Genomic DNA, 15,757 nt, shown 5'->3' with positions numbered 1-15,757 from the left:
AATCCACCGGGTACAAATTAACTTACCGCGCCTCTCCCCCTGGCGGCCCCGGGCGCCCGTGGGGGGGGGGGTGGGGGGGGGGCGGGGCGCCCTGGTCATAGGCGATGATAGTGTGGGCTTGATCGGGGAAGTGTTCTGGTTTCCGCAGTTGTTGTGCGCTGTTCCGCAGAGGTGGAAGGGGCCGGCACTGCTGCGATGCAGAAGCTTTCGAGGCGGGGGTCGGTTCGGTTGGCGAGACGCAATCGGACATACCGAGGAAACGAAATTGGCGCTCAACGCGCGGGGATCCCTCTGTCGCCTTCAGCGACATCTCCCCCTCAAGGGGAGTAGCGCCGAGCTACGCGCCTTTTTTCCACGGCAGGCTCCAGCGCACCTTTTCCCGCGTCGCTCCGGCCGCAGTCGATGTCGGGGCGGGCTTCATTTCGTGGTACTGTGCCGAGCCCTGCGGTGGATAGGCGTGGGTGTTGTTGAGAGCGAGCTTCTCGATCTGGCTGAAATCGGGGAAAGGCAGATTTTCCGCCTCACGCCAGTCGCGGACCCTTTTCTCCGCAGCGATGCGTTTTTCCTCGTCGGCCGGCAGATCGGCGGCCGTGTACTCCAACTGCGAGGGAAAGGCGAACTGCGTGCCGGCATCGTCCATGATGTTGATGATGGACAAAAGGATGTCCTCGCGTATGGCGAGGAACTCGGACCCGTCCGCCGTCATGATATAGTGGACACCTCGATGTCGAGCGAATAGGGGCCGAAGCCGACAAAGCGCACGTGACACGGATCGTCGATGACGCGCGGATGCGCGATCAGCAGCTTGCGCAGCTCGGCCAAAGTATAGCGCAACTGATCGGGCGTGGTCTCGTAGCGCAGTTGCAGCGTCGTCGCGAAACGGGTGCGGTCGCGATGCGCGTAATTTTCGATCTGCATGCCGGCGAAGTCCGAATTGGGCACCGAGATGATTGTGCGGTCGGGCGACCTTATGCGGGTCGAGCGCATGCCGATATGCTCGATGGTGCCCGACTGTCCGCCGAACTTGCAGAAGTCGCCGACGCTGACCGGCCGGTCGGCGTAGAGCGTGAGGCCGGAGAGGAAATTCTGCAGCGTCGGCTGCGCCGCCAGCGCCACGGCGAGGCCGCCGATGCCGAGGCCGGCGATGACGCCTTCATAGGGGATGGCAAGCACTTCGGCCAACAGCAGGAAGGCGACGATCAGCAGGGCCACGCGCGCCACGCCGGTGGTCAGCGAAATCAGCGTGTCGTGATAGCCCGGCACCCGCCACATGCTACGGTAACGACCGGCGATCCTGCCGATCAGGTGCCAGATCACCGGTACGAAACCTATCACGATCAGGCTCCAGGCCACGGCCTTCACTGGTGCTGCGACCACCTGCGGCAGGCCGAGCGGGCGCAATGTCACCAAAAGGAAAAGGCCCAGGAAGATCGAACGTACCGCCCATTCGACCACGCGCAGGAAACCCGACCGCTGCGAGCGGTTCTGGCTGGGCGTGAAGAAGGAAATTACTGCATTGGCGATGAAGCCGAAGACAATGCCGGCCAGCACTGCCAGGCCGAGCATCCACCATTGCCAGCGCTCCATCGGTCCGGCGCGGGTGAGCAGGCGGGGGCTGATCTCGCGGGCCAGGCCACGCGTGGCGAAGAACGGGTCGGTGCTGGCGAAAGCGGCGAATTCCGGCGCCACCGGGACCTCTTCCACATCGGCATAGAGCGTGCGGATATTGGCGAGCGTCTCGGGCGTGAATTGCCAGATCTTGCCGTTGCCGGTGCCAGCGGGGTCCGTTTCCACCGGGCCGATGACGATGTTGCCGGACGGATGCTCGAAATAGACATAGGGCGTGTTGCTTTTGGGATCGTCCGGAATTTCCTGCCAGTAGACATAGCCGATACGATCGATGACCTTCTTCAGATAGCGCTCGAGAAGGACCGCCTCGTCGGCGCGCACGGCCGGAGTGTAATCGCGCAGATCAAGCGCCGCCTGTGCCGGGTCGCCGGCCTCGGTGACGCCGCTGAGCAGCACCTTGAACGCATCGCGCGGCGAGGCCAGCTTGGCTGGATCGTCGACCATATCGACGGCTTCGCCGCGGGCCGCCTGGAATTCGGCGAGCTTGGCCTGGAGCAGGCCAAGCGGCGGCCCGACGATGAACCACTCGCTTTGTCTGCGCCGGAAGGTGACGTCGAAGGCGACGTTGGTGCCATATTGCTGGAGCTTGGCGCTCACCTCGTCGCCCGCGATCGCGTCATGCGGCAGGCTCCAGAGGCGGAAGGTCGCATTGTCGATGACATTGAACAGAAGCTTGGTGTAGTCGGGCATGTTGAGGCCACCGCGGTCGGCGTCGGCGACATCGACCAACCCGGCCGCTCGGGCGGCGAGGCCCATGCCGCCGCCGGTTGCGCGCGGCACATTGTCGGCGCCGCTCTCGTTCATCGCCTGCAGGAACGAGCGCATGGTCGTCATCGGGCTGGCCTGGTCGACACGGATGTCCTCGACGGCACTGACGCGCACGCCTGTCCACCATTCGGCGGTAGCGGTTTCGAAGCGCCCCATGAAGCTCTCGCCGTCGGGCGACTGAACGAAGAGGAAAGCGCCCTGGCGATTGCCCTCGAACCAGCGTCCGACAAGCTTTTCGCCTTCGGCCTTTGCCTCGATGCGGCCATTATAGAGCGGGTAGACGCCCTTCACCTCGGCGCCGGTCTGCTCGAACGTGATCTCGGCGCCGCCGCCGCGCCATTTCGTGTCCCAAACGCCGGTCCAGTTGGCACCGGCCCAGTCGGCTGCCTCCTGGGCATCTGCCTGTTGCAGCGACGGCAGCAGGCCGGACAAGGCAAGCGCCACGATCAGAGCGATCATACGGATCAGGGCCGAGGCCAGCCGATGCTGTCTGGCTGAAGCGACGGGGACACCGCTCATTGCATTGTCCTTCTTCTCGCCCGTGCAGCAGTGGGCGGGACTCTGTCGAAGAAGGGTTATTGCCGCGGAAGGTGAATATTCTGTTTCCGCAGGGTCATGGAACACCGCCGGATCGCGGCGCTTGCCGTCAATCGTAGGTCAGATCCGTCGCCTTGCCGCCGAAGACGCGGTAGGCGTAGAACGAATAGAAGATGATGATCGGCAGCACGACCACCGTGCCGGCCAGGATGATGGCAAGGCTTTCGGGCGCGGATGCCGCCTGCCAGATGGTCAGCCTGTCGGGCACGACGAAGGGATAGAACGACCAGGCAAGCCCGGCAAAGCCCAGCGTGAAGATGGCGGCCAGCGTCAGGAACGGTATCAACGCATGGCGGTCGTCTGCCTTGGGCAGATGAAAGGTCTGCCGCCATAGCCAGCCGAACAGCATCGCCGACAGGACCGGCAGCGGCGACAGATAGAGCATGGAGGGCCAGACGAACCATTTGTCGAAGATGCGCGGGCTGGCTAGCGGCGTCGCCAGCGAAACGGCGACCATGCCGAGTGCGGTCAGCACCAGCGCACTGCGCAACCAGAGCACCGCCTTCTTCTGCAATTCGCCTTCCGTCTTGTAGATGACCCAGGCCGCGCCCATCGCCGCATAGGCCGCCGCAAGGCAGAGCGCCACCAGCGCGCCAAAGGCGATGCCGCCGAGGCCGACATCCAGGCCGAGCACATAGATGCCCAGCATATAGCCTTGTGCCAGCGAGGCGATGACCGAACCGAGGAAGAAGATGCGGTTCCAGCGATGTTTCCTGCCGGCCGGCACCTTGGCTCGGAAGTCGAAAGCGACGCCGCGCAGGATGAGGCCGACCAGGAGCAGGAAGACGGGGATGTAGAGCGCGGTGAGGATGGTGCCGTGCGCCAGCGGGAAAGCGACCAGCAGCAGCCCGACGGCCAGTACCAGCCAGGTCTCGTTGGCGTCCCAGAACGGACCTATCGCGGCGATCATGGTGTCCTGCTCGGCGTCTTCGGCGACCGCGAACAGGATGCCGATGCCGAGATCGAAGCCGTCGAGAATGACGTAGATCAGGATGGCAAGGCCCATCAGGCCGGCGAAGATGACGGGGAGCAATGTCGGCCAGTCGAGGGTCATCACCGTTCTCCTGGTTGGGCAACAGGCTGCGACAGCGGCGCGTTGAGGACACCCGGCAGCGGCGAGGCGTCGCCATCCTTCGCCGCCTTCAGCGCCAGATGCACCAGCACGCCGAGATAGGCGATCAGAAGCAGCGCGTAGAGGGTGAGATAGACCGCAAGCGACAGCGCGACTTGGCTGCCGGCGACCGGGCCGACGGCATCGACGGTCTTGAGCACGCCGGTCACCAGCCAGGGCTGGCGGCCGATCTCGGTGGTGTACCAGCCGGCTAGCGTCGCCAGCCAGCCGGACAGCGCCATCGGCACCATCACCAAGGCCAGCAGTTTCGGCAGGCTGTGGCGGCGCTTCAAGAAAAAGGCGGCCGACCAGGATACGACGAGCATCAAGACCCCGGTGCCGACCATGATGCGAAAAGCCCAGAACACCGGGAAAACAGGCGGGTGGTTGCCGACATAGTCGTTCAGCCCCGGCACGACGCCGCTGGCGCTGTGCCTGAGGATGAGGCTGGCCCCGTCGGGGATGGTGACCTCGAACTTGTTCTCTTTAGCCGCTTCGTCGGGAAGCGCGAAGAGGACCAACGGCACGTTTGGTCCGGTGTTCCAGTTAGCCTCCATGGCGGCGATCTTCTGCGGCTGGTACTCCAACGTGTTGAGGCCGTGCTGGTCGCCGGCAAAGATCTGGATGGGGATCAGGATCGCCGCAGTGAAGACACCGGTGCGTAATGCCTTCCACATCGATTCCGAGCGGTCGCCATAGAGATAGCGCAGCGCCGACAGGCCGGCGATCAGGAACGAAACCGTCAGGCCTGAGGCAAGCAGCATGTGGATGAGCCGGTAGGGCATGGATGGATTGAAGACGATGGCCCACCAGTCGGTGGCGTGGGCGACGCCGTCGCGCATCTCGAAGCCGACCGGCGTCTGCATCCACGAATTGAGCGCGATGATCCAGAAGGCGGACAGGGTGGTGCCGCCGGCCACCAGCACGGTCGCCAGCGTGTGGATGCGGTTGGAGACACGGCGGAAGCCGAACAGCATAATGCCGAGGAATGCTGCCTCAAGGAAGAAGGCGGTGAGGATCTCATAGGCGAGCAGCGGGCCGGCTATGTTGCCGACGGTCTCCATGTAACCCGGCCAGTTGGTGCCGAACTGGAAGCTCATGGTGACGCCCGAAACCACGCCCATGGCGAAGGACAGCGCGAACACTTTTACCCAGGTGAAATAGGCACGCATCCAGGCGGAATCGCCCGTGGTATTATAGCGAAGCTTGAAGAACAGCAGCACCCAGCCAAGTGCAATGGTGATAGCCGGAAACAGGATATGGAACGAGATGTTCGCGCCGAACTGGATGCGCGAAAGGATGAGCGGGTCCATGGTGGGCTCCGGCTGCTGCTTATGGCAGGAAGATAGGCCGGATGCGCCAAACGGTCAAAGCGGCGTGGCGTCACGCGAGGCGGAACGCCGCAGGACGGGACCGTTTATTCCTGAGGCGTTGTCATCGGAGCCAGGGTAGGCACCTATACTCGGATCAGTATACGGCCTAGCGCCTTGAGACCGGTTGACCGATCTCAAGACTAGAACCGGATGCCGAACTTGGCTGAGACGGTGTGATCCTGGCTGTCGCCATCGGTACCGACCACGGTGCTGTAATTCATACCGAAATTCCAGCCATCGCCCATCTGCGCGTCAAAGCCGAGGCCGACCGACAGCAGATCCTGCGAGAAGGCTTCGACGTCGAACCCATAAGGCAAGGTGCCGAGATCGGCATAGCCCATGCTGGCGCGGCTCGATCCCTCGAAATCATGCGTGTATTCCAGCCGCAGGCGTGGCGTCAGCACGCCCCAGCCCATGGGCATTGCCTTTTCCAGCCGCAGGCCGAGCGTGCCGGACAGCGTGTCGATCTCCTGCTCGCCAAAGGTCAGATTATCGAGGCCGGCGCCGGTCTCGGTAAAACCATCGAGCCTGGAGCGCGAGCCTGACACCCGCCCGTAAGGCGAGATCAGAAGCCCGTCCTGGCGATATTCATAGCCGGCCGAGAGCGAGGCGAAGATCTGGTCGCCGCTGCGTGTTCCCGATGCGAAGTCGCCCGTCGCCGTCACGTAACGCTCGCTGTCGAAATCCAGGCTGCTATAGCCGGCGAGCCCATCGAGGAAGAAGCCAGGCACCGGGCGGTAGCTCCCATACGCCGCAATGGAAATGGCTTTGGCATGGCTTTCGGTACCATTATCGCCGACATCGGTGACGTCGCGCCCGTAGCCGAAGCCGACTCCGGCGGTCAGTTGAGGGCTGAACCGGTAATCGGCGCCGGCACTGACGCCGACCAGGGTGCTTTCCAGCTTGAGCGCGCCATCGTCATTCCTGCCGAAATTCACATAGCCGCCGCTCCAGAGGGCGAGTTCGCCAAATGGGCTGTCGGAGACGATCGGGTCGGCCGCGGCGCTGCCGCTGCTGCCTTGAATCGCCGTGCCGGTGGCCGGCGCCTGGCGCTGCTGGCCGGGCTTGTCCTGCGCATAGGCTGTGGCAGTGGTGGGCAGCGGCTGCGCGGCTGTTGCCGTACGGTTACCGCTAGCGGTGTTGGTCGCCGCGTCGGGTACAGCGCGCTGGATGGCATCCAGCGCAGGATCGCTCTGCACGATCTCCTCGGCATAGGCGTCCGGATCGTTCGGATCGCTTTGGACGCCGAGATTTACGCCAATGGAATTTGTGCGCCGTTCGCCCTCATTGTGAAGCTGTTCGAGGCGCTGGTTGAAGTGGCGGATCTGCGTGTTGGCGAACCGCTTGGTGCTTTCCGTCTGTGCCCGGATCAGGCCGATCACTTCCGGATCACGCGATGGATCGGCGCGGGCGGTGACATTGATGGTGACTGTCGCCGGCGCCGACGCGCCATCGGAGTTGGACAGCGTATAGGTCAGGCTGGTGGCGCCGGCAAAAGTGGCGGACGCCGCAAAACTGAGGATGTAGGTACCGCTTTCCGCGACGATCGTCGCCTCGCCGGCCTCGTCTGGCGCCGGCGTGACAATGGCGGCGCTGGTGAACGGGCCATTGACCGCACCTTGGGTGAGGTCAACCGTGCCGGTGGTGCCGGCCAGAACGGTCAGCGTGTGATCCTGTGCTTCCGGCTGCGTTCTCTCGATCACGAGCGTATAGGCCTGTTGGCCGGTGAAGCCGAGATTGTCAGTCGCCGTCACGGTGAGATTGAACGAGCCGGATTCCGTTGGCGTGCCGGAGATCTGGTTGCCGCCAAGGCTCAGGCCCGCCGGCAAGGTGCCCGCCGTCAGGGCAAAGCTGTAGGGCGCTGTACCACCCTGAGCGCTTATCGTGACCGCACTATAGGCATCGAACACGTTGCCAGTCGGCAGGCTACCAGGTGCCAGTGTAATCTCCGGCGCCTCGATGGTCAGCGCGTAGGCGCGCTCGCCGGTAAAGCCGTGGGCGTCGGTGGCCGTTACGGTGAAGGTGAAGTCGCCGGCGACCGTAGGCGTTCCCGTGAGATCGCCATTGGTCAGGGTTACACCAGCCGGCAAGGCGCCAGCCGTCAGTGTATAGCTATAAGGAGCGGTTCCGCCTGCTGCAGCAAAGGTAGCTGGCCCATAGACAACGCCCCCGGTTCCGATCGGAAGGCTGTCCGGTCCCAGGGTAATTTCTGGGGCGTTGATGGTCAAAGTGTATACATTTTCGCCGGGAAAGCCGTTGGTATCCGTGGCCGTCACGGTGAAGTTGAAAGTACCGGCAGCGGTCGGCGTTCCCGCCAACTGACCATTGGTCAAGCTCATCCCGGCCGGCAGGGCGCCGGCGGTTAGTGCAAAGGTATAAGGTGCTGCACCGCCCTGACCGGAAAGCGCCACCGGCCCGTAGGCAGTGCCGGCTGTTCCATTTGCCAGATTGTCGGGCAATACATCGATGCCCGGCGCGTTGACGATCAGCGCATAGGCGCGCGCACCGGTAAAGCCATTGGCGTCGGTGGCCGTCACCGTGAAATTGAATGTGCCGGCGACAGTCGGTGTCCCCGTCAGTTCGCCATTGGTCAAGGTCATCCCGGCCGGCAGCGCGCCGGCAGACACTGCATTGCTGTAGGGTGCCGTTCCGCCCTGAGCCGACAGCGCCACCGGCCCATAGGCAGTGCCGGCCGTCCCATTGCCAAAGCTGACAGGTTCGATGCTGATCGTAGGGGCAACGACGGCCAAAGTGTAAGCCCGTGAACCGGTAAAGCCGTTGGCGTCGGTGGCCGTCACGGTGAAGTTGAAGTTGCCGTCGACAGTCGGCGTCCCGGCCAGTGCGCCAGCGGTCAAGGTCATCCCGGCCGGCAGCGTGCCGGCGCTCAGCGTATAACTGTAAGGTTCTGTTCCGCCCGTTGCAGAATATGCCACCGGCCCATAGGCGGTTCCGGCCACTCCACCGGGGACGCTCGCGGGTTCCATCGCGATCACCGGTGCGACAATCGCCAACGAATAGGTCCGGGTGCCGGAAAAGCCGTTGTCCGATGTTGCTTGCACGGTGAAACTGAAAGTGCCGGGCGTATTCGGCGTCCCTGACAAGATGCCTGCCGACGATAGTGTTAACCCCGCAGGAACCAAACCAGATGAGATGACGAAGCTGAAGGGCGCGGTTGCGCCATTTGGACTGGTGGCCGTGAGGGTCTGGCTATAGGCCACCGCCGACACGCCGCCGGGCAGCGTCGATGGCAAGATATCGACGGTCACGGCGGTGCAGGCGAGCGCCAAATTGGTCACATCGGCGCCGGCAATGGTGCCGGATGTTGGGTGGAGCGTGCAGATTTCCTGCGCCGGGTTGGAGACTATCGAGGCGCTCCAGCTGGTGCCGTTGAGCAATCCGGTAGGGAAAGTGAAGCCGGCCGCCCCGGCTGCGACAGTAACGGTCTGAGGGCCGCTCGAACTGTTCAGTTGAAGAGTGACCGGACCGCTGGCGCTGCTGCCGGTGCCGCCGACGAAGAAGCGTGGCTCGGCAAAGCAGATCAGCGCTGAGCCATTACCGGCGACAACACCGTTGTTGATTGTAGCTGATTGCAGCCCCGCGACACCCGAGCTACCGCCCGCACCGCCGCCGCCGCCGCCATTCCAGTTCTGCTGACAGTTGGTCGTGCCCACACCAGCACCACCGCCGCCTCCGCCGGTGACTGCGCCGCCGCCACCGCCGCCGCCATAGCCGGCGCCGGTAAAGGAGCCCGAGAAATTGAAGGCATCTCCGCCATCGCCGTTGGCGCCGCCGGCTGTAGCGGGAAATGTGCCGCAACCCGCACCGCCCGCACCGCCAGTGCCGACGCTGCCGCCGCCGCCGCCGAATGGCCCTGTGCCACCGGGCACGGTCGCGCCTGCAAGGCCAAGGCCACCACCGCCTACACCTCCGGCACCACCGGCAGTCGCATTGGCTGTGCTCCAGCCGGCATTGCCGCCGCCACCGCCGCCGCCTGCTATGGCGACACGGCTGCCGCTTCGCCGCAGATCCGTTGCGCCACCGCCAATGCCATCGACCCCTTCCCCAACACCGCCAGGATTGACAGCCTGCGAGCCCTGTCCGCCGACGCCGATTGTCAGCACATCGCCGGGCGTGACCTGAAGCGTCCCGCGAACGCGGCCGCCGAGGCCGCCGACGCCGCCGGGGCTATTGGGGCTATTGCCAATGGTGCCCGCGCCACTCCTGCCGGAACCACCCTGGGCACCCGAGAGAAAAACCGTGGCCTGGGTTACGCCGTGTGGAACGGTTATGGTTTGCTGGCCGCCGGTAAAACCGAATGGATGTGCCGTCTCGCCGGGAGCACAACTTTGCGCCGATGCGCTGGCCGACCAGGCGCAGACCATCGCGATCGCGCCCAGTATCCGCGCAACCGTTCGCACATGTCTCTTCGATTTCATGACGCCCCCGCCAAGTCTGCGACTTTCGATCTATAAGAATGATCTACCGGCGCAGTGCAATCAGAATTTCCATGAAGTTGTCGTGATATATCGGATGCGGCAACTGAGGCTCAATATTAAGCAAGTACGATGCATTTTTGCTACACCAGTAATGCTGTAGCCCAAACAGGGGGTGCAGGCTTCGCCAGCCTAAGCTTCGCGGTTGAAGGAAGCGTTGATATCTTGGATCGCGCGCGCCCTCTCGCCTGTAGTTTCGTTGGGAAGCTTAACTGTAGGTATTCGCATTCAAAATCGCAATGATGGTGCAATTATACTCGAATTAAATAAGATTCTTACCGACGTCACGCCCCTCTCGCAAATCATCGGTCTACGCTCGGATCAGCGAGACGCTTATGGCCGTCTCATTTGGGTAGACGTCAGCGGAGCAGCGTGGCGAGACGGTTTTTGCGTCTCATAAGGATTGGTTGCCACAGTCCGAGACGCTAGCGTGGCGTCGTCTAGAGCACGTCCTGTGATCGATGAATCGATTGTGATATGACAGCAGGCTTCGCCGGTGATTCCGTTAAGTTGATAAGGCCATTCCTGGCTTTGGACTAGGCGTTTAGATTCAGGTCAGGCAGAGCCGAGAATGGTGGGTCCCGAGAACCGGAACGGAGCGGACATTTGGGTCCATCAGTACCGGACGCGCAGGAAACCGCCGTTCGCAGGCCGGCATCACCTGAATATTCATGCCCTAGATGATCTGTGGGTCCGTCATCACGGTGAACATTCCGACCCGTTTGGACCGCAAGCTTCCGGGCTTGTATTTGCTGAGCCATTCATCCGTTTCGGACAGGAAAAGGCTCGCCTTCGCGTCTGCGGCGGCATTGCCGGCCGCCTCGGCTCTGCCCTGTATCGCCTGGTGAACAGACCGGAAATAATAGTGGAAGAAGAGACGGTTGAATTCGGTGAAGTAAATGTCGGCAGCCCTTCCGCTGCCGCGGATCACGAGCATGTTCTCGTCGTTGCCAGTGATCGAAGCGTCCGAAAAGTTCGTCGAACCGGTGATGACGATCGGGTCCGCGCCGAGCGGGTCCTTCAACAGAAACTTCGAATGAATATAGGCGACATGCTGGTTGAGCTTCAGGATGCCGGCATTGATCTCGCGGGTCCAGCGATAGAGATTGTCCCGCAAATACGATCCCCAAGCCTGGTAGACGTTGTGCTTCGCGGATAGCCGCACGAACGCATCGGGCTTTTTCGGATCCGGCTTGTCTTCCTTCTCCAGCATGAGGAAGGAGATGTGGCTGTCTCGCGTATTGTCCGCGAGTGCGGATTTGACCAGCGGGTTGACGCCGAAGGCGAGCGTGATGCAAGCGAGCGATTCCGCCGCGTCAAGCGTCTCGACATACATCTCAAGAACTGAAAGGCCCTTTCGCGGGCTGAAGATCGGCGTCACTCCGGCTGGGATCTCCGACAATTTTCCAGGCGTCGGCAGCAACGCCATCACCGCCTCGCGGTAAGCCGCTTTTTTGGCTGTCGCCTTGGCCCTTGGGTCGCCCTTCAACGAGCCAGGATCGGTTGCCAGCAGTTTCCAATATTTGCTGAACGCCGAGGCAGTGTCTTTGTTGCGAAACCAGTGCCCGACATTGGTTTGCCCGTGAACCCCGCCATCCGACAGATTGGTGGAGCCCGTCCAGACCTCTTCTGCGACCGCGGGGTCGCCACGCAGAAGCACCAGAAACTTGTTGTGCTGGATGTCGCTTGGATTGGCGGCGCGCCAGCAGGCGACGCTGTCCGCCGGCAATCCGGCGGCGGCCACCGTGCGCTTGCTGTCCTCCAGCGGGTAGCTTTCGACAAGCTTTCCCGTCTTCTTGTCGATATGGGCGTTGTCCTTTGCGTCGAGGACCAGCTTGACGGCAACCCCGCGTTCGACGGCGACCGTCAGTCTTTTGACGACGGGCAGATAGCGGAATTCATAAAAACACCCAAGCAGCGTATCGCCGGCTTGCGCGCTGTCTATGAAGCGGATCAGGGCCTCGTCGAGATCGCGGCTCAGCCAGTCGAGCGCCGCCTGGCGCTTGACCGGGTCGGTGATCTTGTCCGGCGCCTTGTTGTCGAACTGGCGCGCATAGGCCTGACTGCTCGCGACGCCACGATTGAAGAAGATGTCATGCTCGCCCTTGGTAAACAGCGGCTCGGTGCGGATGCCGATCTCCACCGGCGCTGCGCTGCGGTCGATATTCCTCGGTTTTCCCTTCAGCGGATGAAAGAAATAGCGATATTCGCGACCTGGTTTGGCGGTGAAGTCATCCCAGACGAAACTCTGGATCGGCTGGTCATATGTACTGACGATCATGTCCTGGCCGGGAAAGGGAATTACAGACGGAAACACCTTGAAACCGTACATGAAATAGCGCTCGTCTTCCTTCGGGTCGAAGCGCTCAACCGCAAAACCCAACAGGCCCGCCGTATCGGCCTGTCGGTAGTCGACAGCAAAAGAGACAGTGTTTGTGCCCGAGACAGCATATATTACATAGCCGTCTACAGAGTTTGACCTGAAATGCACGAGAACCCCCTCTTGTTCATCGTTTTTTACGGAACGCAGCGAAGTAGATACTACTATAGCATGGAATATGCTTTTATGGCGAAACTAGGCGTGCAACCGTCCGATTGCGGCAGGGGAAGATGCGTCTTCGCATGCCAATGTCCAGAACTGTCAGGAGTGCCATTGACTTCCGGCTGCGCGCACCGACATTCAGCGGATTAAAATCAACAAACCTCCTTTCAAGCAGCCGTTTTCAGCCATGTCATCCATCATTTCCATTTCCGGGGTCACCAAGACCTACGCCACCGGTTTCAAGGCGCTGAAGGAAATCAACCTCGATATCGAGCGCGGCGAGATCTTTGCGCTGCTCGGGCCGAACGGCGCCGGCAAGACGACGCTGATCTCGATCGTCTGCGGTATCGTCAACCGCTCGTCGGGCACGGTCACAGTGGACGGCCACGATATCGGCCGGGATTATCGGGCAGCGCGCAGCCTGATCGGGCTGGTGCCGCAGGAACTGACCATCGACGCGTTCGAGAGCGTATGGGCGACTGTCAGTTACAGCCGCGGCCTGTTCGGCAAGCCCGCCAACCCCGCCTTCGTCGAGAAGGTGCTGCGCGACCTGTCATTGTGGGACAAGAAGGACGCCAAGGCGATCACCCTGTCCGGCGGCATGAAGCGGCGGCTGATGATCGCCAAGGCGCTGTCGCACGAGCCGAGGGTGCTATTTCTCGACGAGCCGACAGCCGGCGTCGACGTCGAGCTGCGCCAGGACATGTGGGCGATGGTGCGCCGGCTGCGCGAGGACGGCGTCACCATCATCCTGACCACGCACTATATCGAGGAGGCCGAGGCGATGGCCGACCGCGTCGGCGTCATCAATCGCGGCGAGATCGTGCTGGTCGAAGACAAGGCCGAACTGATGCGCACGCTTGGCCGCAAACGGCTGTTGCTGGAGCTGCGCAGCCCGCTTGCCACCATACCCGAAACGTTTTCGCGCTATGCGCTGGAGCTTTCGCCGAACGGTGACCAACTGACCTATACCTATGACAACCAGAGCGAACGGCCGGGCGTCGCCTCGTTACTCCGCGACCTTGAGACGGCCGGCATCCAGTTCCGCGATATCGACACACAAAACAGCTCGCTCGAGGAGATCTTCGTCAATCTGGTGAGGAAGGACGCATGAACCTGCGAGCAGTCTGGGCGATCTACAAGATGGAGATGGCGCGCGCCTTTCGGACCGTGCTGCAGAGCATCGTCTCGCCGGTCATCTCGACGTCGCTCTATTTCGTCGTCTTCGGCTCGGCCATCGGCTCGCGCATCACCGAGATCGACGGCATCAGCTACGGCGCCTTCATCGTGCCGGGGCTGATCATGCTGTCGCTGCTGACGCAGTCGATCTCCAACGCGTCCTTCGCCATCTACTTCCCGAAATTCGTCGGCTCGATCTACGAATTGCTGTCGGCGCCAGTATCCTATCTGGAGATCATCATTGCCTATGTCGGGGGTGCGGCGACCAAGTCGATCATACTCGGCCTGATCATCCTGGCGACCGCGGCGCTGTTCGTGCCGCTGACCATCGAGCATCCGTTCTGGATGCTCGCTTTCCTGGTGCTGACGGCGGTGACGTTCAGCCTGTTCGGGTTCATTATCGGCATCTGGGCGAAGAGCTTCGAGCAGCTGCAGCTGGTGCCGCTGTTGATCATCACCCCGCTGACCTTCCTTGGCGGCAGCTTCTATTCGATCGATATGCTGCCCGGCATCTGGCGCACGGTGACGCTGTTCAATCCTGTCCTCTATCTGGTCAGCGGCTTTCGCTGGAGTTTCTACGGCAAGTCCGACGTCTCGATCGGCATCAGCCTAGGCATGACCGTCGTTTTCTTGCTTATCTGCATAGCGGTCGTCGCGTGGATATTCAGGACCGGCTACCGGCTGCGGAACTGACGAAGCCAGAAAGCACTCGGCCAGGTCACTAGAGCAATTCCAGGAAAAGTGCGTAGCGGTTTTCCGTTGGGAATTGCGTAAAAACAAACACTTAGAGCCGGTCAGCGGTTCTATCAAAAGCTGAACCGCTCTAGGTGTCGCGTCGCCTAGAGCGCCTTGATCAGGCGGAGCAATCCCAGCATCTCGACGAAGGTGCCCCTGCGGAAGGCGACGTAGGTCGGCTCCTCGATGCCGTGGAAACGGCGTTTGAAAGCAGCCTGCCCCTGCAGGTTGAACTTGCTGCGGTTGATCCATGGCGAGTCATAGGCGCGCTGAAAGGTGGTGCGCCAGAAGTCGCTTTCGGCAAATCCGCTGGGTCCGATGTCGACGAGCGGCGACAGGCCGAGCGTGACGACGGAGATGCCTTGCTCGCGGAAGCGGTCGACTGCGAATTTGGTCAGACCGATCTCGGCATGCGGCGTGGCGTCGACATGCTTGCGCTTGAACGAGGTGGTGTAGCCGATCACCTCGCCACCGCTGAACAGCGGATCGAAGTCGAGCAAGGCAACGAGCTCGCCATCCGGGCCATGCAGGACGAAGCGGCGCATGTCGACGCCGAGATGATCGCTGAAGGGGCGGTTGAGGAAAGCCATCTCCCATCGTTTGACGATGCGGTCCGCCCGCCAGTTCTGCGATAGCCGCTGGATCTCGTCGAGAAAGATGGTCCGCTTGTCCTCGGCAAAGGAGAACCCCTTCTTCAGCAGCCAGCGCTCGGAATAGCGCACGGTTTCGTTGCGCTTTCCGGAAAAATCATGGGCTGGCAGGACCAGCCGCGTATCCACGCCGAGACGGTTGACCTGGTATCCGAGCCCGGCCAGCACGCGGGCCGTCTGTTCGCCGATCTGCACGAACCAGGGGTTATCGGCGGCCTCAACGAAACGCCTGATATAGTCGGGCCGATCGGGCGGATGGACCACCGGGTCGCCAAGCGCGAAATGGTGCCTCATCTTGGTGCCGAAGGCGATGTAGCCGTCAGCGTCACCGAAATAGGAAAGGTTGCGCTGGACGGCGGTCGAATAGGCGAGCGAAAAATTGCCGTGCTGGCGGACCAGCGCCAGGCGCTGGACATGCGTCAGCTCCCGCCGCTCTACCTTCGGCGCTGCGCCCTCGAGCAGGCGGTCGAAATGAATGCGCAAGGAGGGCATTGTCGAGATTCCGCGTCCCGCGCTTCACTACTGGGAGTACCCGCCAGCTCGCGGGCTTCGAATCAATCGCATTGGGCGGTCTGATTGTCGATCATATCGCGCATGTGCCCTATAGAGCGCAACTGGGGTGGTGAACACCTGAAATGGTAGCAGCGAGAATTGAACGAAAGCCCATTAGTTGGGCATAA

Annotated in this window: 9 protein-coding genes; 2 read left to right on the top strand and 7 right to left on the bottom strand. The window is 62.1% G+C overall.

Features of this window, described 5'->3' with window-relative positions:
- Positions 1-337 precede the first annotated feature (337 nt).
- The 6 genes from NKH73_RS02625 to NKH73_RS02600 form a co-directional block, all read right to left on the bottom strand.
- Complete coding sequence (locus NKH73_RS02625) at positions 338-706, bottom strand: hypothetical protein (protein ID WP_352927619.1); 369 nt, start codon at positions 704-706, stop codon at positions 338-340.
- Complete coding sequence (locus NKH73_RS02620; protein WP_352927616.1) at positions 703-2,916, bottom strand: mechanosensitive ion channel family protein; 2,214 nt, start codon at positions 2,914-2,916, stop codon at positions 703-705. The genes NKH73_RS02625 and NKH73_RS02620 overlap by 4 nt, the downstream gene beginning before the upstream one ends.
- 127 nt (positions 2,917-3,043) lie before the next feature.
- Positions 3,044-4,048 (bottom strand): cytochrome d ubiquinol oxidase subunit II, encoded by a 1,005-nt coding sequence (locus NKH73_RS02615; RefSeq protein ID WP_352927614.1) that lies wholly within the window; start codon positions 4,046-4,048, stop codon positions 3,044-3,046.
- Positions 4,048-5,418 carry a cytochrome ubiquinol oxidase subunit I gene (locus tag NKH73_RS02610; protein WP_352927611.1) on the bottom strand — a complete coding sequence of 457 codons (1,371 nt, stop codon included), beginning with the start codon at positions 5,416-5,418 and terminating at the stop codon, positions 4,048-4,050. The genes NKH73_RS02615 and NKH73_RS02610 overlap by 1 nt, the downstream gene beginning before the upstream one ends.
- A 200-nt stretch (positions 5,419-5,618) precedes the next feature.
- Positions 5,619-9,914 carry a putative Ig domain-containing protein gene (locus NKH73_RS02605; RefSeq protein WP_352927608.1) on the bottom strand — a complete coding sequence of 1,432 codons (4,296 nt, stop codon included), beginning with the start codon at positions 9,912-9,914 and terminating at the stop codon, positions 5,619-5,621.
- Between the two features lie 733 nt (positions 9,915-10,647).
- A complete protein-coding gene (locus tag NKH73_RS02600; RefSeq protein ID WP_352927605.1) occupies positions 10,648-12,354 on the bottom strand; it encodes a phospholipase D-like domain-containing protein in 1,707 nt (568 codons plus the stop codon).
- A 346-nt stretch (positions 12,355-12,700) separates the two neighbouring features.
- On the opposite strand from NKH73_RS02600, the gene NKH73_RS02595 reads away from it, so the two are divergent.
- Together NKH73_RS02595 and NKH73_RS02590 are read left to right on the top strand one after the other, a co-directional pair.
- On the top strand, positions 12,701-13,627 hold the full coding sequence (locus NKH73_RS02595) for an ABC transporter ATP-binding protein (RefSeq protein WP_352927601.1): 927 nt from the start codon (positions 12,701-12,703) through the stop codon (positions 13,625-13,627).
- A complete protein-coding gene (locus NKH73_RS02590) occupies positions 13,624-14,385 on the top strand; it encodes an ABC transporter permease (protein ID WP_352927598.1) in 762 nt (253 codons plus the stop codon). Before NKH73_RS02595 ends, NKH73_RS02590 begins: the two co-directional genes overlap by 4 nt.
- Positions 14,386-14,531: 146 nt before the next feature.
- Here NKH73_RS02590 and NKH73_RS02585 read toward each other — a convergent pair whose 3' ends face one another.
- A complete protein-coding gene (locus NKH73_RS02585; RefSeq protein WP_352927595.1) occupies positions 14,532-15,569 on the bottom strand; it encodes a phosphatidylglycerol lysyltransferase domain-containing protein in 1,038 nt (345 codons plus the stop codon).
- Between the last annotated feature and the right edge of the window lie 188 nt (positions 15,570-15,757).

The sequence above is a fragment of the Mesorhizobium sp. M0938 genome, assembly GCF_040319125.1.
Classification (GTDB): Bacteria; Pseudomonadota; Alphaproteobacteria; order Rhizobiales; family Rhizobiaceae; genus Mesorhizobium; species Mesorhizobium robiniae.
The sequence above is the reverse complement of the archived record's forward strand: the minus strand, read 5'-3'. Positions and strand labels throughout refer to the sequence as shown.

Excerpts from the sequence above, each read along its gene's own strand:
- NKH73_RS02625 (WP_352927619.1), bottom strand. The coding sequence starts at position 706 with ATGACGGCGGACGGGTCCGAGTTCCTCGCCATACGCGAGGACATCCTT.
- NKH73_RS02620 (WP_352927616.1), bottom strand. The coding sequence starts at position 2,916 with ATGAGCGGTGTCCCCGTCGCTTCAGCCAGACAGCATCGGCTGGCCTCG.
- NKH73_RS02610 (WP_352927611.1), bottom strand. The coding sequence starts at position 5,418 with ATGGACCCGCTCATCCTTTCGCGCATCCAGTTCGGCGCGAACATCTCG.
- NKH73_RS02605 (WP_352927608.1), bottom strand. The coding sequence starts at position 9,914 with ATGAAATCGAAGAGACATGTGCGAACGGTTGCGCGGATACTGGGCGCG.
- NKH73_RS02595 (WP_352927601.1), top strand. The coding sequence starts at position 12,701 with ATGTCATCCATCATTTCCATTTCCGGGGTCACCAAGACCTACGCCACC.
- NKH73_RS02590 (WP_352927598.1), top strand. The coding sequence starts at position 13,624 with ATGAACCTGCGAGCAGTCTGGGCGATCTACAAGATGGAGATGGCGCGC.
- NKH73_RS02615 (WP_352927614.1), bottom strand. The coding sequence starts at position 4,048 with ATGACCCTCGACTGGCCGACATTGCTCCCCGTCATCTTCGCCGGCCTG.
- NKH73_RS02585 (WP_352927595.1), bottom strand. The coding sequence starts at position 15,569 with ATGCCCTCCTTGCGCATTCATTTCGACCGCCTGCTCGAGGGCGCAGCG.